This window comes from uncultured Photobacterium sp. (genome assembly GCF_947502415.1).
Classification (GTDB): domain Bacteria; phylum Pseudomonadota; class Gammaproteobacteria; order Enterobacterales; family Vibrionaceae; genus Photobacterium.
This window is the reverse complement of sequence record NZ_CANMZV010000027.1, coordinates 24,932-50,131: the sequence shown is the minus strand read 5'-3', so window position 1 is coordinate 50,131 and position 25,200 is coordinate 24,932. Positions and strand designations below refer to the sequence as shown.

The window sequence follows — 25,200 nt, the reverse complement described above, 5'->3', positions numbered from 1 at the left end:
GATATGAATACACCTACAATCAAGTGCCTTGTATCTGTGCCTTTTCATTCTCGCTGATAGGCCAGATTATTATTCAGTTTGGTATTAAAGTCTGTTTTGCCTTTGCCGATAAGTTAACTACGGTTCAACTGAGATTAGTTCATGAAACTGCATAAACTGTTTCTTTTAACATTACTGGCAGCGACACCCGCTTATGCATTAGAGGATGTAGGCGATGCAGTACCGGTTTATACCGACGCTGAACTGATCCGGCTGTTTGAATCGAATAGCCACCTTAAGCGAGTGAAGACGGATGACTGCCAGCTGGTACAGGATATCGAAGCGCATGCGGTTCGGGTTGAGTCCCCTGCATATCAGTTTCTCTACGGTGATATGCTTGCATGGGGCGTTTGTGTCGATCGCGATGTGGAGCTTGGAGTGTATTACATGCAGTCCGCCGCCCATCAGGGATCGCCGGCAGCCCTTGAGCAGCTAGGCCGTTACTATGCCAATGGCACCTTGGTGCAGCAAGATAGAGAACGTGCAATCCCGTATTTGCGTGAAGCGGCGTCGATGGGAAATGTGGATGCTCGCATCCAGCTTGCCGAATTGTTGCTGAGTAATTACGGCAGCCCTCTGGATTTTGAAGATGCTTATCGTTGGCTGTATAACACGGTGACTTCGAGTCGTACGGCTCATAGGAAAATTTCCCGGCTACGTCGTAGCCTGGAAACCCGGATGCCGGAAAATATTATTGCCAGAGCCAAACGTCGTGATGTGTTCTGGTAGCAATTAGCGCTGCTACCATCATGAAATGAATAATAAAAGAGAGGCTTACTGGCCTCTTTTTGCGTTTTTATATCAAGGAAGAAAGAGACTTGTTGTGAGCTTCTGTGCAGGCGGTTAGTTCCCACAGAGCTTTCTTGATGTCGGTGTGTCGGCCTTCTTGCATAATTATAAAATTGATAATGTACGTCGAGAGTTGCTTTTGATCTGTATCTTTTAGTCAATAACGCGATTAAAATGGCGGCAGGAGGAGTTATTGTGCAACTGACAAGTTTTACCGATTATGGCTTACGAGCCCTGATTTATCTGGCAACCTTACCTGAAGGTGAGCTGGCCAGTATTTCAAAAGTGACCGATATTTACGGCGTGTCACGTAACCATATGGTCAAAATTATTAATAAATTGGGCCAGCTGGGTTATGTCGAAACCGTACGCGGTAAAAACGGCGGTATTCGCCTGGGAATGCCTGCTGATAAAATTGTCCTTGGGGATGTGGTACGTGCGATAGAGCCTTTGCAGATAGTTAACTGCAGTGAAGACTTTTGCCATATTACCCCGGCTTGCCGCCTGAAAGGTATCCTGGATAGCGCAAGGGGAGCGTTTTTAGCTGAACTTGATCAGCATACGCTGGCGAGTTTGATCGATAACAACCCGCCATTGCGAGTCTTGCTGGATCGCCCTGCGGCTTCATAGTAGAGCCAACCAATAACTTCTTAAATTATTCTGTGGAGTGAAGAAATTGAACTTTGCTCCCGTCTGTTCACCTATGGCCCGGATATACTATGGTTATATCTTCGCCAATATGGATCTAATTATGTCCAAAGGTACTACCGATTTACCGGTCGACCCTTTTCGCGAACGCGAAGCATCTAATTACGAAAACCCAATTCCAAGCCGCGAGATGCTCCTTGAAGTGATCCGCGGCTTTACTGCACCTGTTAGCCGAGATCAGCTTTTTGCTGAGCTTAAGCTTGAGGGTGATGACCAGTACGAAGGCTTGCGTCGCCGTTTGCGCGCGATGGAGCGAGATGGTCAGTTGATTTTTACTCGCCGTCAGTGCTATGCCCTGCCTGAGCGCCTTGATCTGATTAAAGGCCATGTGATTGGTCACCGAGATGGTTTTGGCTTCTTGCGCCCAGAAGGCACCAATGCCAAAGAAGAAGATTTACTGCTGCCGCATCACCAGATGCGCGGGGTGATCCATGGTGACTATATCCTTGCTCAAGTTGCGGGTACGGACAAACGAGGCCGTCGCGAAGGTCGCGTTGTCCGCGTGTTGCAACAATACGCCGGCCAGATAGTCGGACGTTTCTTTATTGAAGACGGCTTGGGCTATGTGGTGCCTGATGATTCCCGGATTGCTCAGGATATTGTGATCCCGAACGATTACCGCATGGGAGCCCGCATGGGTAATGTGGTGGTGGTTGAGATCAACCAGCGTGCAACCCGCCAGCATAACGCTGTTGGCAAAGTGGTAGAAGTGCTGGGTGAGAACATGGCGCCGGGGATGGAAATTGAGATTGCCCTGCGTACCCATGATATTCCAAACGAATGGCCGGCAGAGGTCGAAAAGCAAATCCAGGGATTAAGTGAAGAAGTTCCTGAAGAGGCCAAGAAAGGCCGTGTTGATCTTCGTGAACTGCCGTTGGTAACGATTGATGGCGAAGATGCCCGTGACTTTGACGATGCTGTATTCTGTGAGCGTAAGAAGTCTGGTGGCTGGCGCCTATGGGTGGCTATTGCCGATGTCAGCCACTATGTCCGCGAGGGCTCTGCGTTAGATAATGAAGCCGTTAAGCGTGGCAACTCGGTGTATTTCCCGTCTCAAGTGATCCCGATGCTGCCGGAAGTACTGTCTAACGGACTGTGTTCGCTGAACCCGCAGGTTGATCGCCTGTGTATGGTTTGTGAAATGACCATCTCGGACAGCGGCAAGCTGTCTGGTTATAAGCACTACGAAGCGGTGATGAATTCTCACGCTCGTTTGACTTATACCAAAGTCAGTAAAATGCTGGAAGGTGATGAAGAGCTGCGAGATCGTTATGCGCCATTGGTTCCGCATCTCGAAGAGCTTTACGGCATGTATAAAGTGTTGAAAGCTGAGCGTGAGGTTCGTGGTGCAATTGAATTTGAAACGGTGGAAACGCAGTTCATTTTCAATGCTGACCGCAAGATTGACCGGATTGTGCCTGCGGAGCGTAATGATGCGCACAAGATCATCGAAGAATGCATGATCTTGGCCAATATTGCCTCGGCACGCTTTGTCGAGAAGGCCAAAGAGCCGGCATTGTACCGAGTGCATGATGCGCCGGGCGAAGAGCGCCTGATGGGCTTCCGTGATTTCCTTGGTGAGCTGAGCTTGCAGTTGTCTGGCGGCCTGGAACCATCGCCGCGTGACTATGCAGATTTGGCGCAGCTGATTCATAACCGTCCGGATAAAGAGCTGATCCAGACCATGTTGCTGCGTTCGATGAAGCAGGCTGTGTATCAGGCCGATAATATTGGCCACTTTGGCCTGGCACTGAAGCAATATGCCCACTTTACCTCGCCCATTCGCCGTTATCCGGATCTGACATTGCACCGTGCACTTAAGTACCTGATTGCGAAGAAGGAAGGTAATAATACGGATCGCTGGACACCGACGGGCGGTTACCATTACTCCTTTGATGATATGGATACCCTGGGTGAGCAGTGCTCAATGACTGAGCGCCGAGCCGATGATGCGACTCGTGATGTGGCTGACTGGCTGAAGTGTGAATACATGCAAGATCATGTCGGTGACGAGTTCGAAGGCGTGATTGCCAATGTGACCGGTTTTGGCTTCTTTGTTCGCCTTAACGAGCTGAACATTGATGGCCTGGTACACATTTCGAACCTGGCCAATGACTACTACCAGTATGACGCGATCGGTCAGCGTCTGATCGGTGATAACTCCGGTCTGGTCTATCGCTTGGGCGATACAGTCAAGGTTAAGGTGGCTGCGATCAACCTTAACGACCGTCAGATTGACTTTGATATTGTCGGTAGTAACCGTAAGCCGCGTGGTGCTGGCAAGACAGCCAAGAACCGAGAGCAAAAACAGCGCATGCGCAAAGCTGAAGGCCTGAAACGTCAGGGCCTGAAAGTGTACCGCGTTGAAGACGGCGAGGCTCAAGCGCAGAAGAAAGAGCATCGTTCGAAATCGAAAAAAGAGCGTAGCTCTGTGCGTCAAAAGCTGAAAACCGGGGCGATCCCTAAGCTTGAGGAAGACAAGGCTCCGGATGGCAAGAAAGATGGCAAAGGAAAGCCTAAGAAAAAATCCACCAAGGCACGCAATAAGAAGCAACGTGCTGGTAAGAAAGAACGGGCAGCAAAGAAGAAATAACCAATGAGTAATGACATTATTTTCGGTATTCATGCCGTCAAAGCCGTTTTAGCGTCTGATCCTGCACGCTTTATTGAAGTATTTGTCCTGAAAGGTCGTCAGGATGAGCGTCTGTTGCCTGTGCTAAATGAGCTGCAGATGTTGGGTATTACTATTCAGCAGGCTGGCCGTAAGGCACTGGATGACAAGGTTAAGGGTGCTTCGCACCAGGGGATTGTTGCGCGAGTTCGTCCGGGCAAGCAGTACAACGAAAATGACTTGGATGATCTGCTGGCCGGAAAAGAAAATCCGTTGTTGCTGGTTTTGGATGGTGTGACGGATCCGCACAACTTGGGTGCTTGCCTGCGTAATGCGGACGCGGCAGGTGCAGTGGCTGTGATTGTGCCTAAAGACCGTTCAGCCCAGCTGAATGCAACCGCTAGCAAGGTAGCTTGTGGGGCGGCGGAAGTGGTGCCGCTGGTTCGTGTAACTAACCTGGCTCGTACCCTGCGTGCCCTACAGGAGAAAGGGGTGTGGGTTGTTGGTACGGCTGGTGAAGCGACTCATGATCTCTACCATAGCAAGCTGACCGGTCCGCTGGCGATTGTGATGGGCGCTGAAGGTGAAGGTATGCGTCGCCTGACACGTGAAACCTGTGATGATCTGATCAAAATCCCGATGGCTGGTTCGGTATCAAGCCTGAACGTTTCTGTGGCTACAGGTATTTGTCTGTTTGAAGCCGTGCGTCAGCGTCAGACAAGCTAAGAGCTCGCGAATAGCAATGCGTGTAACGCCCGTAAACCGACAGGTTTGCGGGCGTTTGTTTTTTTGAACCTTATTTTTTATTTATTGTTGTTATCTTCCCTTCTTTTATCAAAATCGCTTGCTTAGATTGTCCATTCTCTGTACTATTCTGCCTCCAAATTCTCGGTTCTTTTTTTAGTTCCTTGCTTCTCCTGGATGACCGAGCCAATTAGAGAAGCTGATTAATCCGTAAGGAGCAACCCATGCGTCATTACGAAATCGTATTCATGGTGCACCCAGATCAGAGCGAGCAAGTTGCTGGCATGATCGAGCGTTACACTGGTGCAATCAAAGATTCTGGTGGTCAGATTCACCGTCTAGAAGATTGGGGCCGTCGTCAAATGGCTTACCCAATCAACAAACTGCACAAAGCACACTACGTTCTAATGAACGTTGAAGCTGAGCAGTCTGTAATTGACGAGCTAGAGTCTAACTTCCGCTTCAACGATGCTGTGATCCGTAACATGATCATGCGCACTAAAGGCGCTATCACTGAGCCATCTCCAATGATGAAGGCTAAAGAAGAGCGTGCCCCACGTCGTGAAGAGCGTGCAGAGCAACCTGCAAAGCCTGCTGAAGGCGAAGCAGCTGCTGAGTAATTGGTAAATGACCAATCGTCTGGAGTTATCTGGCGTTATCGCCAAAGACCCCAAACGAAGCCAATCGCTGGCGGGGATCCCTCATTGTCACTTTGTGCTTGAGCACCGTTCCTATCAGCAAGAAGCCGATCTACCACGCCAGGTGTATTGCTACATCAATGTGGTAGTAAGCGGGCAAGGTCAACAATTATTCACTCAAGATTTAGCTATCGGCAGTCACATTAAGGTAGGAGGCTTTGTTTCTTACCACACCGGCCGTAACGGCATTGGTAAATTAGTGTTGCATGCCGATCACATTGAAAAAATTTAGTTCAGGAGATAAGCCCATGGCACGTTTCTTCCGTCGTCGTAAGTTCTGCCGTTTCACTGCAGAAGGCGTACAAGAGATTGACTACAAAGACGTAGCAACTCTAAAAAACTACATCACAGAAGCTGGTAAAATCGTACCTAGCCGTATCACTGGTACTCGCGCTAAATACCAGCGCCAGCTAGCTCGTGCTATCAAGCGTTCTCGTTACCTAGCACTTCTACCATACACTGACAAGCATCAGTAATCGGTAGCGGTTAAATTAAGTTTAAGAGGACAAGATAATGCAAGTTATTCTACTTGATAAAATCGGCAACCTAGGTGGCCTTGGTGATCAGGTTAACGTTAAAGCTGGTTACGCTCGTAACTTCCTAATCCCTCAGGGTAAAGCAGTTATGGCTACTAAAGCTAACGTTGAAATGTTTGAAGCTCGTCGCTCTGAGCTAGAAGCTAAAGTTGCTGAGCAACTAGCTGCTGCTGAAGCACGTGCTGAAAAACTAGGCGCTCTAGAAGCTGTAGTTATCGCTTCTAAAGCGGGCGACGAAGGTAAACTATTCGGTTCTATCGGTACTCGTGACATCGCTGATGCAATCACTGCAGCTGGCGTTGAAGTAGCGAAGAGCGAAGTTCGTCTACCAGAAGGCGCACTACGTACTACTGGCGAATTCGAGATCAGCATCCAGCTGCACTCTGATGTATTCGCAACTATTAACCTAAACGTTGTTGCTGCAGAGTAATAGCTTTTAGCGTTAATTAGTAAAAAGCCAGCCTTCGGGCTGGCTTTTTTGTGTCTAAGTGTTGGGATACATACAGCGCGAGTCGTCCTGGGGAGCGCTGGTATAAGTTGGTTGCGACTAGATTTTGAATAGCAGATTGATTGTCATGGTTGAGTCTCGCTTTTTCAGCCCTTCCGGTACCCAGCTGTTTATTTTCTGGGTATTGCTTAGCTTGATAGCGATATTTTCGGTTACGGCGCTGGTCAGGTTCAGCTGAGCTTCAAGGGTGCTGTTGCTGTTGCCGGCAATACCGGTAAAGCGGGCATTGAGCTCAACGGTTTTCGACGGCTTCCAGGTGAATTTTGTGTTGCCCCTTAGGATCAGCTCATCGACTGTTTCTGGCACAATGATGTCATCATCATCAATCTCATCAATATTCGGCTCCTGGTGACGATAACCCGGGCCAATTTCCACTTCCATTTGGAATGTTTCCCGCCGCAGTAGCTGATAACCGAGACCAGTTGATAGAGTGAAGTCGGTAAAGTATGGCCCGTATCTGTCATCGACGTAGTTGGCATTACCGAGCACATAGGTCCGCTCGTTGATTTTTAAGTCACTCTGCAGTTCAATCTGGCCTTTACGTTTGTCTTCTTCGCCATCTTTTTCCGCCAGCAGGTATTTGGCCTCTGCTTTTTGGCGGAGTTGCTTCTTCACATAGGTTAGCCCGATACGGGTGTTGAGGGATTCTGAGTCGGAGTTTCCTCCCAGAGACTGATAGCCAAGTTCCAGCTCGCTTGTCCACGGCGAAGGTGGCTTGGTCGGTGCTTCATCGTCTGCGTAGGCGGTAGTATTGGCAAGTAGCAATAAGGCCAGTAGGTATCTTGCCAAGTGTCCTCCTTTTGATTGCGGGCAAGTAGTAAATATGGAAGCAAACCACAGATTTTACCTTATTTATGTCATTATTTTGTCAAGAATTGTAATGATTAGCGCCTCTGGTGCGATTCCGCGACATAATGGTAATCGACTAGCCTACTTGGGGCCGTGTTGAGTCTTTCGTTACTATTATTGAGGTATCACTGATAATGGTGCTCAGAGTTGGCTTGAATAAGGTATAATGCACCGCTTAGTTTTCCGGAAACCACGCAATTCCTATGGCAGAGAAAAAACCGTATAAATCCAAAGATTCCCAGATGGACGCAATTAAGATGCCTCCACACTCGCTGGAGGCTGAACAGTCCGTCCTTGGCGGCTTGATGCTGGACAACGAGAAATGGGATGCGGTGGCAGAAAAAGTTGTCGCTAACGATTTCTATAGCCGTCCGCACCGGATCATTTTCGATGGCGCTTCGGGGTTACTCGAAGGTGGCCAGCCGCTGGATTTGATCACCCTGTCGGAGCAGCTTGAGCAGTCTGATCAGTTGGAAGATGTTGGTGGTTTTGCCTACTTGGCCGAGCTGGCCAAGAACACGCCATCGGCGGCGAATATATCGGCCTATGCCGAGATTGTTCGCGAGCGTGCGCTCATCCGCGATATGATTGGTGTGGCGAACGAAATTGCTGATGCGGGCTATGATCCACAGGGCCGCACCAGTGAAGATTTGCTCGACATGGCAGAAAGTAAGGTTTTCGCGATTGCCGAGCAGCGCACTTCTGAAAATGAAGGTCCGCAGAATGTAGATACGATTCTTGAGAAAACTCTTGAGCGTATCGAGATCCTGTACCAGTCTCCGCAAGACGGGGTGACCGGGGTATCGACAGGCTTTTCTGATCTGAACAAGAAGACGGCAGGCCTGCAGGGATCGGATTTGATTATCGTGGCGGCACGCCCGTCGATGGGTAAGACGACCTTTGCCATGAACCTGTGTGAAAATGCTGCGATGGAGCAGGAAAAACCGGTATTGATTTTCTCGCTGGAGATGCCGGCAGAACAGATCATGATGCGTATGCTGGCTTCCTTGTCTCGCGTGGATCAGACCAAAATTCGTACCGGTCAGCTGGATGATGAGGATTGGGCGCGAATTTCGTCGACGATGGGTATTCTGATGGAGAAGAAGAATATGTTCATTGATGACAGCTCGGGCCTGACTCCGACAGAAGTCCGTTCCCGTGCCCGCCGAATTGCCCGCGATCACGGTGGCTTGAGCCTTATCATGGTCGACTACCTTCAGTTGATGCGCGTTCCTGGGTTGCAGGACAATCGTACCTTGGAAATCGCGGAAATCTCCCGTTCCCTTAAGGCATTGGCTAAAGAACTGAATGTACCTGTGGTGGCCCTGTCGCAGCTTAACCGCTCGTTGGAACAACGTGCCGACAAGCGCCCGGTTAACTCGGACTTACGTGAATCTGGTGCGATCGAGCAGGATGCCGACTTGATCATGTTTATCTACCGTGATGAGGTTTATCACGAAGACAGCGCCTTGAAAGGGATTGCGGAAATTATTATTGGTAAGCAGCGTAACGGCCCTATCGGCTCTGTGCGCCTGACTTTCCAGGGACAGTTCTCACGCTTTGACAACTATGCCGGCCCGGCCTTCGACGAGGAGTAAACGGCGGCTTTCTTTATTGCTGGGCAGCGGATGATTGCACCAGTTTGGATAGACGAGTATAGGATTTTTGATGAAAGCAGCGACAGCTTATATCAACACGGAAGCGCTGACCCATAATATCAGCCAAATCCGGTTGCAGGCACCGAATAGCAAGATACTGGCCGTAGTAAAGGCTAATGGCTACGGGCATGGCCTGGCGCATGTTGCCAAGAGCCTGCCTGATGTCGATGGCTTTGGTGTTGCCCGTATTGAAGAGGCGTTGACCCTTCGGGCCGGTGGTGTCGTTAAGCCAGTGCTTTTGTTGGAAGGCTTTTATGCGCCGTCTGATCTGCCGGTGTTGGTAACTAATAATATCCATACCGTAGTCCACTCTATTGAGCAGCTCGAAGCTCTTGAGCAGGCTAAGCTAGATGGCCCGGTGGTCGTGTGGCTGAAAATTGATACTGGTATGCATCGCCTCGGGGTGCGTCCAGAGCACTTTAATGAGTTTGTTGAACGTCTTCATGCTTGTGATAATGTTGCCAAGCCTCTGCGCTATATGAGCCATTTCGGTTGTGCCGATGAAATGGAGAGTGAGGTAACTTGTCAGCAGATTGATACCTTCCTGTCACTGACGAAAGGTTGTAGCGGTGAGCGTTCGCTGGCTGCGTCTGGAGGGATCCTGGTTTGGCCGGATAGCCACCTTGAGTGGATCCGCCCTGGTATTATTATGTATGGCGTGTCGCCTTTCGTTGAGCCTGAGCGTTCAGCGGCAGCGTATGGCATGAGACCGGTGATGACCCTGACATCTAGCTTGATTGCGGTCAGGGATGTAAAAAAAGGTGAAAAGGTCGGTTACGGCGGGATCTGGACCAGTGAGCGTGATACTAAGGTTGGGGTGATAGCAATTGGCTACGGTGACGGTTATCCGCGTACAGCCCCTAACGGTACCCCGGTTCTGGTTAATGGTCGTATGGTACCGATGGCCGGACGGGTTTCGATGGATATGCTGACTGTTGAGCTGGGGCCGGATGCAACCGACAAGGTCGGTGATGAAGCCATTCTGTGGGGAGAGGGACTGCCGGCTGAAGAGGTGGCCGAACACATAGGTACCATCGCCTATGAGCTGGTGACTAAGCTAACGTCACGGGTCAAGATGGCTTACTTGTAATATACCAGCCAATGAGCTTAACCAGTTGGTTGTTAAGCTGATTTTTAACTGAGAGCCGCAGCGGTTGCTGCGGCTTTTTTATATCTGTTCCAATTTATTATCAGCGATTATTCGCCCTGAATTGTCACTATAACTCGGCGGCTGCCGCCGAGATCCCGGTGTTCACCGAGATAAATTCCCTGCCAGGTACCGAGCGCCAGACGCCCTTGAGTAATGGGAATGCTAATACTTGTACCCAAGGTTGAAGCTTTTATGTGGGCCGGCATGTCATCATCACCTTCATAAGTATGGCGATAATAGGAGGCGCGTTCCGGTATGGATTTATTGAAGTGGGCTTCCATGTCGCTACGGACTGTCGGATCGGCATTTTCGTTGAGTGTCAGGCTCGCCGAGGTGTGTTGGATGAAGCAGTGAAGCAGTCCGACGCTATATTGTTGAAGCTCTGGAATATGTTGTTCAATTTCATCGGTTATAAGGTGAAAACCGCGACTGCGGGGTTTTAGCTGGATTGTCTTTTGAAACCACATCTGTATGCCCTTTTGTTATCGTTTTGCTGCAATCTTAGTCGACAACTGTATTCATCGAGATGCTTTGCGTCTATTATCTACTCTTGGTTTTCGTGACCTGACTCAATGAAGATAGAGTTATCTTCAAGTCATAATCTGTCATAAGTCGTAAAATTACAAAAATATAGCCGACCCAGCAGGTTGCGCTACAATTGACAACATTTAAGAATATCGGGGATCCATGGGCTGGATCATACTGATAAGGCCGATGGATTAAAAATTAAAAAAATCAGGAACTTCACCATGTTGAAAAACATCAACCCAACGCAGACACCGGCTTGGAAAGCTTTGACTGCACATTTTGAAGAGGCACAGGATCTACAGCTTAGCGAGCTGTTTGCACAAGATAGCGATCGTTTTGCTAAGTTCTCGGCAAACTTTGGCTCCGACATTCTGCTGGATTACTCCAAGAACTTGATCACTGAAGAAACCATGAGCAAGCTGCTTGAGCTAGCTGAGCAAACTGAGCTAAAAGTTGCGATTGCGGATCTATTCAGCGGTGAGAAAATCAACCAGACAGAAGGCCGTGCGGTACTGCACTCGGCTCTTCGTAACCGTAGCAATACGCCGGTAATGGTTGGCGGCGAAGATGTAATGCCAAATGTGAATGCGGTTCTGGAGAAGATGAAAGGCTTCACTGCCCGTATCGTTGATGGTGAGTGGAAAGGTTATACCGGCAAGGAAATTACCGACGTTGTGAACATCGGTATTGGAGGCTCAGATCTGGGACCTTACATGGTGACTGAAGCGCTGGCAGCATATAAAACACGCCTGAATATGCACTTTGTGTCAAATGTTGACGGTACCCACATTGCAGAGACGCTGAAAGCTCTGAATCCGGAAACGACACTGTTCCTGATCGCATCGAAGACATTCACCACTCAGGAAACGATGACTAACGCGCTTTCTGCACGTGATTGGTTTCTGGCGACAGCACAAGACCAGGCGCATGTCGCTAAGCACTTTGCTGCACTGTCTACCAATGCTTCGGCGGTTGCTGAGTTCGGTATCGATACTGACAACATGTTTGAGTTCTGGGACTGGGTTGGTGGTCGTTACTCACTATGTTCTGCGATTGGCCTGTCAATCAGCCTGGCTATCGGTTTCGATAACTTTATTGAGCTACTGGAAGGTGCCCATGCAATGGATAAGCACTTTGCAGAAGCCCCTCTGGAAAACAACCTACCTGTTATCCTAGCGCTGATCGGCATTTGGTATAACAACTTCCATGGTGCGGAATCTGAAGCTATCCTGCCTTACGATCAGTACCTGCATCGTTTTGCTGCTTACTTCCAGCAAGGCAATATGGAATCTAACGGTAAGTGCGTTGACCGTGGTGGTAATCCCATTGATTACCAGACAGGCCCAATTATCTGGGGTGAGCCTGGTACTAACGGCCAGCATGCGTTCTACCAGTTGATCCACCAAGGCACAAAGCTGATCCCGTGTGACTTTATTGCTCCTGCAATCAGCCACAACCCGCTAAGCGATCACCATCCGAAGTTAATGGCGAACTTCTTTGCTCAAACTGAGGCACTGGCGTTCGGTAAGACAAAAGAGCAGGTAGAAGCGGAATTTGTTGCAACTGGCAAGTCACTGGACGATGTGAAAGATCTGGTACCGTTCAAGGTGTTTGAAGGTAACCGCCCGACTAACTCTATCTTAGTGAAGCAGGTAACACCTTCTGTATTGGGTTCCCTGATTGCACTGTATGAGCAGAAGATCTTCACTCAGGGTGTGATCTGGAATATCTTCAGCTTTGATCAGTGGGGCGTTGAGCTAGGAAAACAGCTGGCTAACAACATCTTGCCTGAGCTAAACAGCGCAGATGAGATCAGCAGCCATGATAGCTCGACTAATGGCCTGATCAATGCTTTCAAACAGTGGCGCAGTTAAGCGACTGTTTTAATTTATAAAAAACGCCGCTTAAGCGGCGTTTTTTCGTTCTGAGGCCTATGGCTCTCAGCAGAATTAAGAAAGCGCGACAACTTCGCTTGCTTGTGGACCCTTCTGACCATCTGTCACGATAAACTCAACACTCTGGCCTTCATGTAGCGTACGACGACCCTGAGCTTGAATAGCACTAAAGTGAACGAATACATCTTTGCCATCAGCACCAGAAATGAAGCCAAAGCCTTTTTCATCGTTAAACCATTTTACGGTTCCAGTCAGTTTGTTCATGTTACGATCTTTCCTTTGAATGAGGGTATTTCCTTGCTCGCCTGATTGAGCTGAGCAAAATAACGAGCTGACGATCAATCTATAAGAGCCTTGATGCTTATTCAGCATAACTAAGTCTAGATCGAATATTTAAGGGGGGGTAGTTTTTTATCTGGGATTTGTGGTTGCTTCACATAAATTTCAACGTGATAGCAATATTGAGACAAGAGGAAGGGGATCGCCAGCCAGAAGAGCCTGACTGGAGCGATTCAAAGACAAGATGAGGTATTAGCCGTCGAAGCAGATCTCAATAAATGCCTTACCGTACTCAGAATCAAACGGCATGATAATAATAGCGCCTTCACACTTGTGTGTGATGGTATGACCTCGGCCTGATACAACAGCCGGGGTTGCCATTTCAAAGTCATAGCCTTTTTCAGCCAAGATACGTTTGGCACCACCGGTAACCATGTTGGTGATTTCACCAACCATGTCCGTTACTTCGTCATTGATCCCGCTCGGTCGCTCACCCAGCATACGCTGCATGATTTCCAGCGCCAGGCGCTCATCAAAAGTGATCGACATTGAGCCACGGGTTTGTGGGCCAACCATGCCAATAAGGCCAGATACATCACCGCGGGCAACCTCGTCTCGCTTAACTCGAGGTTTCTGCGGAGCCAGCTCCATCGATGCCATAGTCTTTAAGACATTAAGGAGCGAAGCTAGGAAAGGGTTTACGAATTCTGCACGCATAATCTGATAATGACTGTATTGAAATTTAAGAGTTACTGCTCATTGTTTTGACATTTATGGCAAATGCCGTGGCTCTCCACAACATGGTTTGATATGTGGAAGCCATGTTTTTCAGCCTTCTGACGTAATAGTTTAGCCAGTTCGTCATCATGGCACTCCTCGACCGTTCCGCACTCATCACAAATAAGCAGCTGAGAGCTGTGATCAGCGTGTCCAAGCACACAACAGGCAATATAGCTGTTAGTGGACTCGACTTTATGCACAAATCCCTGAGCTAAAAGAAAATCGAGAGCTCGGTAAACCGTTGGCGGTTTCGCTTGTGGTTCAGTTTCCCTGAGTAAGTCCAGCAGCTCGTAAGCGCTGATAGAGCTGTGATGCTCGATAATTAACTCAAGGACCTTCAGCCTTTGAGGTGTCAGCCTTACTCCACGTTGCTCGCAAATCTGTTGGGCTTTATTCAGCAGTTGCGTTTGATTTGCCATATAACCTCAAAAAACAGCGACAAGTCCAGTAGTTTATCATAGCTCGCGCCAAACGTATCTTAGTTCCACAAAATCCGGCCAAATAGCGCCAAAAAATCGTGTATAAGATCACGCCCGATAACCCGGGCGGCCATATCATATGAAGCAATAAAGATATACTGTCCATCATTCTAATTTATGTACACCTTTGTGCGGTATTGTCAGTTATTTTCTGCGCGCCTGATGTTTCACCTTTAAAATACTAAATTAAGTCATTGATATTTAATGTCTGTACAGCTCTTTAAGCTTTTTTATTGTGGTGTTCCAAATGCGATTGGGCTGTGCTTGTTTGTTTATTTTTAGTTTTAATTGTTTGTTTTTAAAGTTCTTTTTTGAGGTGCCTATAAACACTGCTATATTCTTTTTACTTGTTGAGGCTTTACTTTTTTGCCTACTGGTGTTCAAAAAGTAAATCTCATGGAGAGTACAGCTTGATTGCTGTTAATCATTCGCAGTTAGGTTGTACTTTACGCCGTGATATACCAGCTGAAGTCTTACCGCCAGTTGCTTGATTATGGTTAGCTGAATGTCATAAAGATACGACAGCCTTAGTGCTGCCAGGTAAGCTAAAGGAATTTTACCGCGTACAGCTTTTTGGTGTCATTGTGGCGAAAAGGTTTCATCTTAGGTGCTCAAGGTGTGGGGTTGGCTATAAGTTGCTGATATTTAATGATTGAATGAGCTGTTCAGCTTTTTGGGTTATTGGTGGTCAAAAGCTATATAAGCTGTACGTGATAGAGTGGGGTTTGAGTTAAGTTCTTTTAAAACAATACCTTAAGCTTGAAGTTAAAAGTAATGTCATGTGTTTTTAATCTTTTTATCTGAGCCGGGGGGGAGTTCTGTTGCTATTGGGCTGAAAGCTATTATGGGGTAGAATCCGCTCTCTTTAAGTAAACAGCCGTTAAGAATGGTGACTTCAAGCTGCTACAAGGCGTGAAGTCGGGTTGTGTCTTTTGTTGGCATGACATTAGGTTCAGAGACGGATAAACGGGTTAAATTGAGGTTTTTCGATGCCAAACAGTGCTGTTGCCAACCGCGACGATTTACAGTCAGAACAAACAGCGAAGGGCGATTTTCCTTCGTGCCGCTTCTCTGTTGCGCCGATGCTCGATTGGACTGACTTTTAAGCTATATAAGGTGTTGAGGGGTTTGAGGGGTACTATAGGGAGACCAAGCTAAATTCAGGGGATACTACAAAACAAAAAGCCCACTATTCAGTGAGCTTTGCTGAAATGATGCGAGCCTAATTAATTTTATTCTTTTTTGTCTTTAGATTTTCTTCTGATGAATAATCCCGCCATTCCTGCACCTGCAATTACTTTGAAAATAGAGTCTATGATTTTATCGGCGGTCTTGGTTTGCTCTAAGAGCATTGCAGTTATCACAATAACTGCCAGTATAGACATGCCTATGTACACTAATTTGACATTGCGAGCATGCATCTGATTTTCTAATTCTATTTCTTTTCTTAGTGTTTCGGCTTCGGCTTGGTTTGATTGTTCCCATGATGTGATCGCGACTTCTCCCAAACCGACAAGGGCACCTAAATTTTCGTTAAGAGCACTAACGTTACTCTCTAGTTTTGTAACATTGCTTTCTTGTTTTTGAGGGAGTTTATTTTGTTCTTCCATGTCTTACATCCTTTGTCCTGACCAAACTACTTCACCGATAATTTCAAAATCTTCACTATCCAGTTCGGCTTTGCTTAACTCCCAATTTTCATATGTGGGATTGTCACTAACTACCTTAATAATTTTTGGTAGGAATTGAAGTCGCTTCACCATTAGCTGATCATCAAACCTAAATATGTAAATCCCGTCGCCAGTAAATTGGTCAACTCTATTCACCATTACCAAACAGCCATTTTTTAATGTGGGGTACATGCTGTCCCCCTTTACAGGCATCAAGAAAACGTTATTCGGGTTTGCGCCTATATCGTTATTTATGAATGCTTCACTAAATACAATTGCGCTGGATTTCTCTTCACTGACCACTAGCGCACCGTGTCCGGCGCTTACTTCCACTTCGTAAAAATCTAAGTTCACAAAGCCTCTTGGCGGCGCAATAACGCCATTTTGTGATACTTGTCTCGCTTTTATAAAAATATCTTCAGGAATTTTTTCCCTAGTTTTCCAAGATTGAATTGTCTTTGGTGATACACCTAAAACCTTCGCTAAATCAACGTTCTTTGCCGTATTGGTGAGTTTCTTTAGCTCTCCAATTTGCTCGTCTATGGTCTTCATATGTGCCGCCCTTGGTCTGCAAAAGTATTGCTAAGACATAAAGTATCCGCAATAATACTGCAAAAGGTTATTGCGGGTGATTTGAAGTCGTTTGAGTGGACTCGAATTGCTTCAAGTGTACTACATGGTGGATATATGAACACGACATTTGCACTACTGGCTCGTTTTGAAAGCCCAACCGTTGAGCTTAAAGAAATCTCTAAAGAGTTTTTCGGTATCACTCCGAAGACCGCTGAGCAAAAAGCTAAGGCGTGTGATTTCCCTGTCCCTACTTTCAAACTACGTGATTCTGAGCGAAGCCCGACTCTTATCAAGATTGAAGACTTGGCGGCTTATATCGACCAGCGATATGAGCAAGCTAGAACCGAATGGCAATCAGTGAATGCGTAAGGGGAAGTCATGGCAGTGGTTCCCCCTCCTCTAGAGCTAAAGCTAATGGTCAAGCGCAGTCAGTACAAACACGCTAGAACTGAACGCCAGAAAAAGCTAATTGCACAGCAAGCAAAAATCTTAAAGAGAAAAGCTAATCAATATGCCTAATCAAATTGATATCAACAAAGCACTAGAAAACATGCGGGACAAAGGCGAAGCGGGTGAGGTTACCCGCTATTCTGCGTTTACTTGTCGCTTTTTCCCAAGACTGCCTAAAGTCGTGCGCACTGATATCAAGCGCAAGATTGTGCATCGCAAAAAACGTAAAAATCCGACCAGAGACAACATGATTAAAGCCGCTGAGGATGCGGTTAAGTTTGGTTTGAAACACGCTCACTTTATCGAAGATAAATTTCCCTTTGTTGATGCTCGGTACAAGGCAAAAGCGCAACCATTAAGTCATGACATTTTGATGCGTGATGATGCAGTTAGTCAGCTTGCAAAAGAGTATGCGGATAAGTGTGCAGCACTGCTAACGGATGAAGCTACGCCGGAGGTGTTCAAGTGTTTTATTGATGTGCTTGAACATGTTTATGACCAGCAAGCGCAATTGCTTAAGGCTATCTATGTAAATGCGCCTCAAATCAACTTTAAGAAGCGCGATAAGAAGTCGGAAGAGTTAGAGCAAGATTTGCAGGTGGCTATCCTAAAAATGCAGTCTGAGGGCTGGATTGAAGGGCGTTTGTTGCACTTGCGCGCCCAGTATATCGAGTACGCACAAATCACCTTAGACCGTGTTGGGGAGAGTCAGCACCAAGCCCCTGTTATTAGTGCCATTTCATTTTCCAATTGGAAGCAAAAGCAGCGTGAGGCCAAGCAGTTTATTGAAGCTATGGCTGTGATGAATAACGAAACTGGTGAAGCGTTCAATCTTGAAGACGTGATCAAAAGAACCACGGCGAATCCAGAAAACCGCCGCATTGAAATGATGGTGCGCTCTCGTGGTTTTGAGGAGTTGGCACAGGACTTGGGCTATACGGCGCTTTTTCTTACTTGGACATTGCCGAGTAAATATCACCGAAATTCTAAAAAGTGGAGCGGGGCAAGTGTGAAAGAGGGGCATCGAGCCCTAATGGAGAAATGGGCGGTTGCCCGAGCTGAGCTTGCTAAGTTAGAAATTGAATATTTTGGTTTCCGTGTGGCGGAACCTCACAAGGATGCTACCAGCCACGCTCACTATTTTTTGTTCTGCTCCCATGCTGATAAGCAGGACGTTATCAATATTCTGCAAAGTCGCGCTATCAGTGAAGACCGTGACGAATTAGGTAGTGATATTTCCCCTCGTTTTGACGTTAAAGAAGCTGATCCCGAAAAAGGTGGTGCAACAGCTTATATCGCTAAATACGTCTCAAAGAATATTAACGGCAAACACATGCCAGAAAATGAGGGTGAAGAGTACGCCTATCGTGCTCGTGCTTGGGCTTCAACTCATCGAATCAGACAGTTTCAACAGTTCGGCGGTCAGCCTGTTTCACTGTGGCGAAACTTGCGCCGAGCCAAACCAGAACAGACAGCCATTGACCCGAAATTAGAGGAATTACGACAGGCGGCGGATTCTTCTAAATGGTCTCTTTTCTGCCAGTTGGCGGAATCGGCAAAAGTCGAATACCAAACCAAAAAGAACCAGTACGGCGAAGATACAAAAAAAGTGATTGGTTTTTCTTGGTTAGGTCAGCTCATCGAAACGGCAAGCGAGTGCTACAGCATCGTTAAGAAAAAAGACGTGCAGCGCCTTCAAGAAGCACGGAGTGCTTCCCCTTGGAGCACTGAAAATAACTGTAACTCACCACTAGTTGAGCATCTTCAACGTGTGACCGGATGGAGCATTATGGGAGTGCAATGCCTTATCAAGCCTCTGTCTATGGGGGCAAAAGTCCCCATAGATAACAACATGACAATTCGAATTAGAAATAACCGATTAATTGTGACTTAAGGGAGACCAATGGAAAGCCAAACCACAGAAAAAACGCTGCAAACGGAAACAAGCCGTTTGCTAAATGAAATGGATTCGGAATCCCAAGCCTATAAGCCCCCTATGGGATTCGGCTTTATCAAGCCTTGGTTAACGAAAACCATTTGGTTATTCAAAGCCTTTAACCAACGGATTAATGCATTAGAACAGGAGCGCAGCTAATGGAAAATGAAACCGAAATCTTAGGGTTTGTGGTGTGCCGTACCTGCCTGAATCCAAAAGCGATTAAGCAAGGTAAAGGGAAACGAGCAGCATTTGTGCATGGTCGCTGTGAATGTGGCCCTGATACCCGCACAGGCAAAGCGGCACAAGTGGAAATGAAAGCATTTAAACCACTTGAGGAAGTGCAGTCAGAAATTGAACTACTGAAAGCACCGAAGCCGGAAGTAAATCCGGTTGTGAAAGAAGTGGTAACCAAACCGAATGCGGAACCACAGCAGAAACCGAATCAGGATACTGAATCAAAGCAAATGGGAACTGTTGCCTGTGTGGGTATTGGTGCGGTTATGGGGCTTGTCTTTGGTGGTTTAGTTAAAACATTAAAAATGGTGGCTTAAATGGAAAATGAATTTGAAGTAAATGAAATCGAAGTGAATGAGGAAGTGCATACGCCGGAAGATGAAGCGGCACTTCTTCAGCAGCTTGGTGATGAGCAAGATTTTGACCCAAGTACGGCGGAAATTAAAACCGCTGATAACTCGCAAGCGTTAGCGCACGGCGCTGCTTCTGTCATGGCTGTGCTTGGTGTGTCTGAGCAGTTGCTTAAGCAGTTCGGACACAAAGACTTTGCTCTTGACCCGTCACAGGCTGAGAGCGTAGCGAACACTGCCGCACCCTTGTTTGTGAAATATGGTGGAGAAATGCCGCCATGGTTAGCGCAGTACAAAGAGGAATTCTCTTTTGTTGTTGCGGCTGGCGCTTTGGGCTTCTCATCGTTCCAGCAAATCAGAATGCTGAAAGCGTCTGATGCGGCAAAAGAAGTGCCACAACCAGATGTAGAACTAGAGCCAGTGGGGGAAACGGAATAAATGCAACCAATTAACCCAAATAATGCCCTTAAGAATGGTCACGTATTTGCGGTTGGTATGAGTGGCAGTGGTAAAACCTCTGCCGCTAAAAAATTATTCATCAAATCTACCGACCAAGTGGCAATGTTTGACCCTATGGGGGATTACACTGGCAAGCTTTCGGGGCGAGTGGTGCGCGGTTATTCCAGTATTAAAGAGTTCGCCGCCGCACTGATTGCCGGGCGCAAAACAAAGCAAGGATTTAAGATTGCTTATCAGCCAACTCACGAAACCACATCTAAAGACTTTGATAAGTTCTGTCAGGTCGTTTGGGCTATGGGGAACGGTAAGCATACCAAGCCATTAATAATCATTTGTGAAGAAGTCGCAGAACACAGCGAAAACGCGGGTAAGGCTGTGGGATACCACGGCAAAATATTGCGCTTAGGGCGTAAGTTTAATTTGCATACTATCAACCTGTTTCAACGTGGGCAGGAAGTATCCAAAACCATCATAGATAACTGTCAGCGTGCTTGTGTGATGATGCAAAAGACCAAAGCCAGTGCTAATTATTTAGAAAAAATGACCGGAATCCCTGCCAACGAGATAGATAAACTCAATCCGCTTGAGTACCTATTGCAAGATGGAAAAGAGTTTAAAAAGGGTGTGATTCGATGGTGATTTGTGATTCGCGTCACATTTAAACCAAATCCAAACCAAATAAGGATTAGGAATCGAAACCAAATCATTTGTTTAAGTAAAGGCCGCCTAATGTTGGGCGGTTTTTTTATAGGTAAATAAATGGCAGGTTTTACACCAAAGAAATTAGCAGTCATTGCAGCTGTGGCGGGTCTTGTCGCTGCTGGCGTTGTTTGGGCTTCAAACAATGTTGATGCTGTTGAAGATAAAATCGGTTAAGGGAGTAATTCATCAATGTCTACTCCAACTAAACTGAATTCTTTTACAGGTACTGGCTACGGTGAGAAAGCGACGTTAACCATTCCTATTGGCCCTACGTATGATGAAATTTTTCTCGAAACTAACCTCAGTGCAGCACAGCTACGCCGTGTGACGATTACATTGAATGCCGATGAAATCATTGTTCTTGATGGTGAGCTGATTAAGAAGCTAGAAGCCTATAAAGGTCTAGCTCAAACTGATGGCTTTTTCACTATTCCGCTGGCAGATATTACGGCGAAAACGAAAAACGGCGTTCGCTACACAGGCCTTGTGACAGAAGCGGGTGACAATATCACTCTTGAAGTTGAAATTGCTGATAACACTCAGTCGAGTGCGCCGGCGATTAAGCTGCAAGCGTGGGCGACTGTATCAGCTCGCCAGCCTGCACGAGTTGTTATTCCGCAAATCAAAAAGCAGACCATGCAAGCCAGCTCAACCGAAAACGAATTTCTTGATCTCGTTTCGGGGCCGCTTCATTTGGTGCGTCGAATGCACTTTATGAGTGACCAAATTCATTCCCTGCAAATCTACCGTGATTTTGTGAAAGTGCATGATTCAATTCGTGCCCTTGAAGATATGCGCGCTAAGCGAAACCGTCGTTTCTGGCAAGCTGGCTGCTATCACTTCGACCCAATCATGCGTGGTTTCTACATTGATGAACTGTTCCCAACTGCACACGGTTCTGAGCTGAAATTCACTGTGAAAACTAATCAGCCTGTGGGTTCTATTCCAATCATTGTTGAGTCGGTGCTCGTTGTTCGCCCTGACTTAGTGTAGGGGGGTGACTATTGGCTTTTTGGGATGATTTATCGGAGTTCGGCTCCGGCCTGCTGGATGATGTGGGCGAGGGTATGGGCAACTTGATTGATGTCGCTACCACAGACGACTCATCAAAGAATGCGGGCACAACGCAACAGCCACAACAACCAGTTAAAGACAATCACGGTAATGCGGTGACAGGTGCACCGCAACCGCAAGCAATGGATAAAACCTTGTTGTATGTCGGCGGTGGTTTGGGCGTGGCTGTGGTTTTGGTTGGTCTCATCGTAGCACTGAAAAAATAAGGGGGAGGCAATGCCTTTAATTGTTGTTCTTCCTCTGTTAGCAGGCGGCCTCGGTTTCGGGGCTGGCTTTTGGTCAGGCTCAGGGGCGACCAAGTTGTTAAAAATTGGTGCCGTTGGTGGCGGTTGTTATGTGGCTTATCGAGTCATTAAGGGGGGCAAATGATACCAGGTATCGGTGGAGGGCTAACGAACTCCGGTTCTATGCCAATCAGTGCCGGAGGTGGTGCGGCTGGGCCAAGTGAGGCAACAGGCACTAACTCAATTGGTGGCATCCGTAACGGGGCCATTAATTTTGGTGGTAGCGCAGGGCAAAGCCTTGCTCAGAATTTGCCGTTTGTGTTGTTAGCTCTTGGTATTGCGTGGGTGGCGTTTAAAAAATGAAGTTCATGTTAATTAGACCTAACCGCGCAGATATTGCCGCTCAGTTTTCACTAATTAAACCCGCTTTTAACGGGGTAAATCAGGCTAAAGCTGAATTTGAGTTTTGCTGTGATGCAGTGAAGACCAAGCGGGCTAGCTTCTACCACCTTAAGGGCGCGGGTGTTTCGGTTCGATTCGTGGGTTTCGTTACTAGTGACAATGACTATTTGATTCTGGCAATGACGGGTAAGGGGCTGGTTAAGGCTGCTCCTTACATCATTGAGGCGGTGAAATCTCAGGGATACCGCTTAATCAAATATCACACGGTACGCCGTGGCATGGTGCGAATTCTTAAGCGATTCGGTTTTTCAATCACAGGTAAATCAGAGCATGACTCTGTTTTATCCCTTACGTTGGAGGGTTGCTAAATGGGCGGCGGTGGCAGTAGTTCAAGTAGTAACACCACGAACACCACGAACACGAGCGGCACTAGTGCCATTAGTGGGGATAACCTCGGTGTCGTGATTTCTGGCGTAAATGGCAACATCGGTAACATTTCAATGACTGACCATGGCTCGGTAAAAGCCGCGTCAGAAATTGCTAAAAGCGCTATGAGTAGCAACAGCGCAGCCATGAAAGAAGCCGCCCGCCTTGGTTCGGATGCGTTGAAAGCTAATGAGCATGCGGTTGATGAGTCTTTTAGTTTTGGGCGTGACGCGCTCAAGTCAAACGAAAATGTCAGCAAAGAAGCGCTTAAATCGAATGAGAGTGTTAGCAAAGAGGCGCTTAAGGCAAACAAAGAGTCGCTTAAGTCGGCGCTGGATTCCGGTCAGGAATCTCTATCAAAGGCGCTGGATTTTAGCCGTGATTCTATGAAAGAGAGCAGCACTGTTAGTCAAAAGGCAATGGATAACATGCGCCAGAACAGTACTGATGCAGTGTCTGCGGTTAAGGCCATGGCGGCACAGTCGGGTGAGAATGCCCGCGCCGCGTTGGTTGTGGCTGAAAATACCGCTTCACGTAGTCAGACGGGCAGCTCTGGCGATATGAGCAAAGTTGCTATTGCCGTAGCGATTTCTTTTGCGGTTGCTGCAACGGCTATGGCGCTTAAGGGGGCGAAATGAAGGCGATAACCTTACAGCCCAATGAAGTTAAACGCTTTGGTGTTGGCTCTGACCGCTGGCTGATTGTCCGTGAAGCTCAGGAATACTTGTATATCCGAAGCGACAACGGCGAAAAAATACGCGTGGATGCGGGCGATACGTTAGATATTTCTAGCTTTAAAGAGCTGGAAGTCTCTAACCCGCACACAACCCCAATTCGCGTGGTGTACCAGCTAACCAAACGCGACTTGAAAACAACGCCTCCGGCACTAGTTAAGTTTGCCAGCTCTATGGCAATTAGTGAGGTGCGCTCTCCTGTCACGACCCGTCAGGAGATTGCACAGCGTTTTATCAGTCGTGACCATCTTGTTATTCAACCAAACAGCAAAGTCCGCTTGTTCAATGCCTCAGTTACACGACTGGAGGCGATTATTCAGAACATCAGCGATATGGAAACCGAAGCGATGCTCGGTGATTCAAATGTATCTGCTGTTGTGGGCTTGCCGATGCTAGGCGACCGAACCGCGCCAGCCGGAATGACTATCACGGGCGGCGGTGAGCTGTGGGCGTACAACAACAGCACTACCCCGTTAAAACTGGCAATGATGGAGGTTCACCGATGAGCCACATTATGCCGCGTCGAGCGGTCGTGAAATATGACCCGCTCACCGAACACCTCAAAAATTTACAGCCTGAACAGGTAGATGCTTTGCAGATGATGCAGGGCGTATATAGCAATCAGATTGCAATGGGTACGGCGTTACTTTCAATGCAGCGCCACATTTTCAATGCAGATAATGACGTTTACGAACTGGCGGACAGTGTTGCAGCAAATACGCTGCCACGCCTACAGGCTGTAGCGGAAGAAATGGAGAAACAAGCTCTATGAGTGATTTTACGGCAATCGGTCAATACGTGACGGAAGCCAAGAAGCTACTTGATAGCATCAAGGGTGGTGCTATCCGAACAATGCAAACGCAGTTTGATGCACTAAAGCAAACAATTACCACAGACGGGGCGAAAGTTGTTTCAGACGTGGATTCACTATGTCGTAACAAGTTGCAACAGCTTGATTCAGAATTAGCCCGAGTTAAGCAAAGTGTTGATATTAATGCGTTAGGTGGTCAGGGGCGTTATGTCACTGAAATTACAGTAAACGGTGATAAAGATACGTTTTACCCGGTTTATTTTATTTTGCCCGATGGTGATGAAACTGAAATTCAGGTTTATCGTCATTACTCATGGAATAGTAAAAATTCAGGCGTGGACGCTGGCGATTTTGACGCTACACATGTTGCATCGGCGTTAGTCATTCTCAAGGGGCAAGCTTACCCGTGGAATGGGGATGCTAACTATTTACGCACAGTCGTGAATTATCAACGTTATCGCCAGTGCGTCGTGAACATCTCCCACCGTGGTTACGTTGAACAAACGAAGAATAGCCCGACAGGCCCTGATAGTGCATATAACTCACAGCGTGAGGGTTATCTCGCTTGTCGCCATTCTGGTTTTATGCTGCGTGGTGGCAAATTGAAATATCAGATTATCTCTAACAAGCCGATCACTTTTAGCTTGAAAGGTGAGGGTGATTTAGTGGATTCACAAGGCGGTACGCTTAATTACAAATGGTTAGCTAAGGTTTTACCTTTGAGTGCAATTGAAAATGGCGACAGCTCTAACAACCACCCTACAACTTATATCAGCTATGCAACGCCGGAGGTGAGCGCATGATTAAGAAATTAATTGTGAATGGTGAAACTCTTATCAATGTTCCGGCGGTGAAGTCGGTTCTTGTTGAGTTGGGTTTAACGGATTCAGATGCAGACAAG

General features: G+C 47.2%; 33 protein-coding genes. 26 read left to right on the top strand and 7 right to left on the bottom strand.

The genetic code is table 11. The features are described from left to right. Positions 1 to 141: 141 nt before the first annotated feature. From Q0852_RS20765 to rplI, 8 genes are all read left to right on the top strand, one after another. Positions 142 to 768 (top strand): tetratricopeptide repeat protein, encoded by a 627-nt coding sequence (locus Q0852_RS20765; protein WP_299021666.1) that lies wholly within the window; start codon positions 142 to 144, stop codon positions 766 to 768. Positions 769 to 1,023: 255 nt separating this feature from the next. After that, positions 1,024 to 1,458, top strand: coding sequence for a nitric oxide-sensing transcriptional repressor NsrR (gene nsrR / locus Q0852_RS20760; protein ID WP_299021663.1), 435 nt, complete (start codon positions 1,024 to 1,026; stop codon positions 1,456 to 1,458). A 121-nt stretch (positions 1,459 to 1,579) separates the two neighbouring features. Beyond that, positions 1,580 to 4,129: a ribonuclease R gene (gene rnr / locus Q0852_RS20755; RefSeq protein ID WP_299021662.1), complete on the top strand. Its 2,550-nt coding sequence runs from the start codon at positions 1,580 to 1,582 to the stop codon at positions 4,127 to 4,129. Positions 4,130 to 4,132: 3 nt separating this feature from the next. Continuing rightward, positions 4,133 to 4,873, top strand: a complete 741-nt coding sequence (gene rlmB / locus Q0852_RS20750; protein ID WP_299021659.1) for a 23S rRNA (guanosine(2251)-2'-O)-methyltransferase RlmB — start codon at positions 4,133 to 4,135, stop codon at positions 4,871 to 4,873. Positions 4,874 to 5,115: 242 nt separating this feature from the next. Further along, entirely contained in the window at positions 5,116 to 5,511 is a 396-nt protein-coding gene (gene rpsF / locus Q0852_RS20745; protein WP_299021657.1) for a 30S ribosomal protein S6, read from the top strand. Positions 5,512 to 5,518: 7 nt separating this feature from the next. After that, positions 5,519 to 5,821: a primosomal replication protein N gene (gene priB / locus Q0852_RS20740; protein WP_299021656.1), complete on the top strand. Its 303-nt coding sequence runs from the start codon at positions 5,519 to 5,521 to the stop codon at positions 5,819 to 5,821. A gap of 16 nt (positions 5,822 to 5,837) precedes the next feature. Then, the gene (gene rpsR / locus Q0852_RS20735; RefSeq protein ID WP_002539422.1) at positions 5,838 to 6,065 is read left to right on the top strand and encodes a 30S ribosomal protein S18; all 228 of its coding nucleotides are present in this window, start codon (positions 5,838 to 5,840) and stop codon (positions 6,063 to 6,065) included. Between the two features lie 37 nt (positions 6,066 to 6,102). After that, complete coding sequence (gene rplI / locus Q0852_RS20730; protein ID WP_299021558.1) at positions 6,103 to 6,555, top strand: 50S ribosomal protein L9; 453 nt, start codon at positions 6,103 to 6,105, stop codon at positions 6,553 to 6,555. A gap of 117 nt (positions 6,556 to 6,672) precedes the next feature. On the opposite strand, the gene Q0852_RS20725 is transcribed toward rplI, so the two are convergent. Continuing rightward, a complete protein-coding gene (locus tag Q0852_RS20725; protein ID WP_299021555.1) occupies positions 6,673 to 7,422 on the bottom strand; it encodes a YdiY family protein in 750 nt (249 codons plus the stop codon). A gap of 263 nt (positions 7,423 to 7,685) precedes the next feature. On the opposite strand from Q0852_RS20725, the gene Q0852_RS20720 reads away from it, so the two are divergent. Both Q0852_RS20720 and alr read left to right on the top strand, forming a co-directional pair. Beyond that, positions 7,686 to 9,080 (top strand): replicative DNA helicase, encoded by a 1,395-nt coding sequence (locus Q0852_RS20720; RefSeq protein ID WP_299021552.1) that lies wholly within the window; start codon positions 7,686 to 7,688, stop codon positions 9,078 to 9,080. 70 nt (positions 9,081 to 9,150) lie between these two features. Continuing rightward, entirely contained in the window at positions 9,151 to 10,230 is a 1,080-nt protein-coding gene (gene alr, locus Q0852_RS20715) for an alanine racemase (protein WP_299021549.1), read from the top strand. A 107-nt stretch (positions 10,231 to 10,337) separates the two neighbouring features. On the opposite strand, the gene Q0852_RS20710 is transcribed toward alr, so the two are convergent. Next, positions 10,338 to 10,757, bottom strand: coding sequence for a secondary thiamine-phosphate synthase enzyme YjbQ (locus Q0852_RS20710; RefSeq protein WP_299021547.1), 420 nt, complete (start codon positions 10,755 to 10,757; stop codon positions 10,338 to 10,340). Positions 10,758 to 11,039: 282 nt separating this feature from the next. Between Q0852_RS20710 and pgi the strand changes: the two genes are divergently transcribed. After that, positions 11,040 to 12,692 carry a glucose-6-phosphate isomerase gene (pgi, locus tag Q0852_RS20705; protein WP_299021545.1) on the top strand — a complete coding sequence of 551 codons (1,653 nt, stop codon included), beginning with the start codon at positions 11,040 to 11,042 and terminating at the stop codon, positions 12,690 to 12,692. A 75-nt stretch (positions 12,693 to 12,767) separates the two neighbouring features. On the opposite strand, the gene Q0852_RS20700 is transcribed toward pgi, so the two are convergent. The 5 genes from Q0852_RS20700 to Q0852_RS20680 all read right to left on the bottom strand — a co-directional run bounded on the left by Q0852_RS20700 (position 12,768) and on the right by Q0852_RS20680 (position 16,473). Then, on the bottom strand, positions 12,768 to 12,977 hold the full coding sequence (locus Q0852_RS20700) for a cold-shock protein (RefSeq protein WP_039466466.1): 210 nt from the start codon (positions 12,975 to 12,977) through the stop codon (positions 12,768 to 12,770). A 267-nt stretch (positions 12,978 to 13,244) separates the two neighbouring features. After that, on the bottom strand, positions 13,245 to 13,709 hold the full coding sequence (locus tag Q0852_RS20695) for a chemotaxis protein CheX (RefSeq protein ID WP_299021537.1): 465 nt from the start codon (positions 13,707 to 13,709) through the stop codon (positions 13,245 to 13,247). 32 nt (positions 13,710 to 13,741) lie between these two features. Further along, positions 13,742 to 14,191, bottom strand: a complete 450-nt coding sequence (zur, locus tag Q0852_RS20690; protein ID WP_299021535.1) for a zinc uptake transcriptional repressor Zur — start codon at positions 14,189 to 14,191, stop codon at positions 13,742 to 13,744. A gap of 1,292 nt (positions 14,192 to 15,483) precedes the next feature. After that, positions 15,484 to 15,861 (bottom strand): hypothetical protein, encoded by a 378-nt coding sequence (locus Q0852_RS20685; protein ID WP_299021533.1) that lies wholly within the window; start codon positions 15,859 to 15,861, stop codon positions 15,484 to 15,486. 3 nt (positions 15,862 to 15,864) lie between these two features. Continuing rightward, positions 15,865 to 16,473, bottom strand: coding sequence for a S24 family peptidase (locus Q0852_RS20680; protein WP_299021531.1), 609 nt, complete (start codon positions 16,471 to 16,473; stop codon positions 15,865 to 15,867). A 135-nt stretch (positions 16,474 to 16,608) separates the two neighbouring features. Between Q0852_RS20680 and Q0852_RS20675 the strand changes: the two genes are divergently transcribed. From Q0852_RS20675 to Q0852_RS20605, 15 genes are all read left to right on the top strand, one after another. Continuing rightward, positions 16,609 to 16,863: a pyocin activator PrtN family protein gene (locus tag Q0852_RS20675; protein WP_299021529.1), complete on the top strand. Its 255-nt coding sequence runs from the start codon at positions 16,609 to 16,611 to the stop codon at positions 16,861 to 16,863. 181 nt (positions 16,864 to 17,044) lie between these two features. Then, entirely contained in the window at positions 17,045 to 18,838 is a 1,794-nt protein-coding gene (locus Q0852_RS20670; protein WP_299021702.1) for a replication endonuclease, read from the top strand. 9 nt (positions 18,839 to 18,847) lie between these two features. Further along, a complete protein-coding gene (locus tag Q0852_RS20665) occupies positions 18,848 to 19,039 on the top strand; it encodes a hypothetical protein (RefSeq protein WP_299021527.1) in 192 nt (63 codons plus the stop codon). After that, the gene (locus Q0852_RS20660; protein ID WP_299021525.1) at positions 19,039 to 19,434 is read left to right on the top strand and encodes a hypothetical protein; all 396 of its coding nucleotides are present in this window, start codon (positions 19,039 to 19,041) and stop codon (positions 19,432 to 19,434) included. The genes Q0852_RS20665 and Q0852_RS20660 overlap by 1 nt, the downstream gene beginning before the upstream one ends. Next, positions 19,435 to 19,905, top strand: a complete 471-nt coding sequence (locus tag Q0852_RS20655; RefSeq protein WP_299021523.1) for a hypothetical protein — start codon at positions 19,435 to 19,437, stop codon at positions 19,903 to 19,905. It begins immediately after the preceding gene. Further along, positions 19,906 to 20,565 carry a type IV secretory system conjugative DNA transfer family protein gene (locus tag Q0852_RS20650; protein ID WP_299021521.1) on the top strand — a complete coding sequence of 220 codons (660 nt, stop codon included), beginning with the start codon at positions 19,906 to 19,908 and terminating at the stop codon, positions 20,563 to 20,565. 252 nt (positions 20,566 to 20,817) lie between these two features. Beyond that, positions 20,818 to 21,621, top strand: a complete 804-nt coding sequence (locus tag Q0852_RS20645) for a major capsid protein P2 (protein WP_299021519.1) — start codon at positions 20,818 to 20,820, stop codon at positions 21,619 to 21,621. Positions 21,622 to 21,632: 11 nt separating this feature from the next. Then, complete coding sequence (locus tag Q0852_RS20640) at positions 21,633 to 21,908, top strand: hypothetical protein (RefSeq protein ID WP_299021517.1); 276 nt, start codon at positions 21,633 to 21,635, stop codon at positions 21,906 to 21,908. 10 nt (positions 21,909 to 21,918) lie between these two features. Then, a complete protein-coding gene (locus Q0852_RS20635) occupies positions 21,919 to 22,071 on the top strand; it encodes a hypothetical protein (protein ID WP_228209406.1) in 153 nt (50 codons plus the stop codon). After that, positions 22,068 to 22,289, top strand: a complete 222-nt coding sequence (locus Q0852_RS20630) for a hypothetical protein (RefSeq protein WP_064354347.1) — start codon at positions 22,068 to 22,070, stop codon at positions 22,287 to 22,289. Before Q0852_RS20635 ends, Q0852_RS20630 begins: the two co-directional genes overlap by 4 nt. 5 nt (positions 22,290 to 22,294) lie before the next feature. Then, entirely contained in the window at positions 22,295 to 22,696 is a 402-nt protein-coding gene (locus tag Q0852_RS20625; protein WP_299021509.1) for a hypothetical protein, read from the top strand. Beyond that, positions 22,697 to 23,392: a hypothetical protein gene (locus tag Q0852_RS20620; protein ID WP_299021507.1), complete on the top strand. Its 696-nt coding sequence runs from the start codon at positions 22,697 to 22,699 to the stop codon at positions 23,390 to 23,392. It begins immediately after the preceding gene. Then, the gene (locus tag Q0852_RS20615) at positions 23,389 to 23,994 is read left to right on the top strand and encodes a hypothetical protein (RefSeq protein ID WP_299021504.1); all 606 of its coding nucleotides are present in this window, start codon (positions 23,389 to 23,391) and stop codon (positions 23,992 to 23,994) included. The genes Q0852_RS20620 and Q0852_RS20615 overlap by 4 nt, the downstream gene beginning before the upstream one ends. Further along, entirely contained in the window at positions 23,991 to 24,260 is a 270-nt protein-coding gene (locus Q0852_RS20610) for a hypothetical protein (protein ID WP_299021502.1), read from the top strand. Before Q0852_RS20615 ends, Q0852_RS20610 begins: the two co-directional genes overlap by 4 nt. Continuing rightward, a complete protein-coding gene (locus tag Q0852_RS20605) occupies positions 24,257 to 25,102 on the top strand; it encodes a hypothetical protein (RefSeq protein ID WP_299021500.1) in 846 nt (281 codons plus the stop codon). Before Q0852_RS20610 ends, Q0852_RS20605 begins: the two co-directional genes overlap by 4 nt. The last annotated feature ends 98 nt before the right edge of the window (positions 25,103 to 25,200 follow it).

Excerpts from the sequence above, each read along its gene's own strand:
- Q0852_RS20765 (WP_299021666.1), top strand. The coding sequence starts at position 142 with ATGAAACTGCATAAACTGTTTCTTTTAACATTACTGGCAGCGACACCC.
- rnr (WP_299021662.1), top strand. The coding sequence starts at position 1,580 with ATGTCCAAAGGTACTACCGATTTACCGGTCGACCCTTTTCGCGAACGC.
- rlmB (WP_299021659.1), top strand. The coding sequence starts at position 4,133 with ATGAGTAATGACATTATTTTCGGTATTCATGCCGTCAAAGCCGTTTTA.
- rpsF (WP_299021657.1), top strand. The coding sequence starts at position 5,116 with ATGCGTCATTACGAAATCGTATTCATGGTGCACCCAGATCAGAGCGAG.
- priB (WP_299021656.1), top strand. The coding sequence starts at position 5,519 with ATGACCAATCGTCTGGAGTTATCTGGCGTTATCGCCAAAGACCCCAAA.
- rpsR (WP_002539422.1), top strand. The coding sequence starts at position 5,838 with ATGGCACGTTTCTTCCGTCGTCGTAAGTTCTGCCGTTTCACTGCAGAA.
- rplI (WP_299021558.1), top strand. The coding sequence starts at position 6,103 with ATGCAAGTTATTCTACTTGATAAAATCGGCAACCTAGGTGGCCTTGGT.
- Q0852_RS20720 (WP_299021552.1), top strand. The coding sequence starts at position 7,686 with ATGGCAGAGAAAAAACCGTATAAATCCAAAGATTCCCAGATGGACGCA.
- alr (WP_299021549.1), top strand. The coding sequence starts at position 9,151 with ATGAAAGCAGCGACAGCTTATATCAACACGGAAGCGCTGACCCATAAT.
- Q0852_RS20710 (WP_299021547.1), bottom strand. The coding sequence starts at position 10,757 with ATGTGGTTTCAAAAGACAATCCAGCTAAAACCCCGCAGTCGCGGTTTT.
- pgi (WP_299021545.1), top strand. The coding sequence starts at position 11,040 with ATGTTGAAAAACATCAACCCAACGCAGACACCGGCTTGGAAAGCTTTG.
- Q0852_RS20700 (WP_039466466.1), bottom strand. The coding sequence starts at position 12,977 with ATGAACAAACTGACTGGAACCGTAAAATGGTTTAACGATGAAAAAGGC.
- Q0852_RS20695 (WP_299021537.1), bottom strand. The coding sequence starts at position 13,709 with ATGCGTGCAGAATTCGTAAACCCTTTCCTAGCTTCGCTCCTTAATGTC.
- zur (WP_299021535.1), bottom strand. The coding sequence starts at position 14,191 with ATGGCAAATCAAACGCAACTGCTGAATAAAGCCCAACAGATTTGCGAG.
- Q0852_RS20685 (WP_299021533.1), bottom strand. The coding sequence starts at position 15,861 with ATGGAAGAACAAAATAAACTCCCTCAAAAACAAGAAAGCAATGTTACA.
- Q0852_RS20680 (WP_299021531.1), bottom strand. The coding sequence starts at position 16,473 with ATGAAGACCATAGACGAGCAAATTGGAGAGCTAAAGAAACTCACCAAT.
- Q0852_RS20675 (WP_299021529.1), top strand. The coding sequence starts at position 16,609 with ATGAACACGACATTTGCACTACTGGCTCGTTTTGAAAGCCCAACCGTT.
- Q0852_RS20670 (WP_299021702.1), top strand. The coding sequence starts at position 17,045 with ATGCGGGACAAAGGCGAAGCGGGTGAGGTTACCCGCTATTCTGCGTTT.
- Q0852_RS20665 (WP_299021527.1), top strand. The coding sequence starts at position 18,848 with ATGGAAAGCCAAACCACAGAAAAAACGCTGCAAACGGAAACAAGCCGT.
- Q0852_RS20660 (WP_299021525.1), top strand. The coding sequence starts at position 19,039 with ATGGAAAATGAAACCGAAATCTTAGGGTTTGTGGTGTGCCGTACCTGC.
- Q0852_RS20655 (WP_299021523.1), top strand. The coding sequence starts at position 19,435 with ATGGAAAATGAATTTGAAGTAAATGAAATCGAAGTGAATGAGGAAGTG.
- Q0852_RS20650 (WP_299021521.1), top strand. The coding sequence starts at position 19,906 with ATGCAACCAATTAACCCAAATAATGCCCTTAAGAATGGTCACGTATTT.
- Q0852_RS20645 (WP_299021519.1), top strand. The coding sequence starts at position 20,818 with ATGTCTACTCCAACTAAACTGAATTCTTTTACAGGTACTGGCTACGGT.
- Q0852_RS20635 (WP_228209406.1), top strand. The coding sequence starts at position 21,919 with ATGCCTTTAATTGTTGTTCTTCCTCTGTTAGCAGGCGGCCTCGGTTTC.
- Q0852_RS20630 (WP_064354347.1), top strand. The coding sequence starts at position 22,068 with ATGATACCAGGTATCGGTGGAGGGCTAACGAACTCCGGTTCTATGCCA.
- Q0852_RS20625 (WP_299021509.1), top strand. The coding sequence starts at position 22,295 with ATGTTAATTAGACCTAACCGCGCAGATATTGCCGCTCAGTTTTCACTA.
- Q0852_RS20620 (WP_299021507.1), top strand. The coding sequence starts at position 22,697 with ATGGGCGGCGGTGGCAGTAGTTCAAGTAGTAACACCACGAACACCACG.
- Q0852_RS20615 (WP_299021504.1), top strand. The coding sequence starts at position 23,389 with ATGAAGGCGATAACCTTACAGCCCAATGAAGTTAAACGCTTTGGTGTT.
- Q0852_RS20610 (WP_299021502.1), top strand. The coding sequence starts at position 23,991 with ATGAGCCACATTATGCCGCGTCGAGCGGTCGTGAAATATGACCCGCTC.
- Q0852_RS20605 (WP_299021500.1), top strand. The coding sequence starts at position 24,257 with ATGAGTGATTTTACGGCAATCGGTCAATACGTGACGGAAGCCAAGAAG.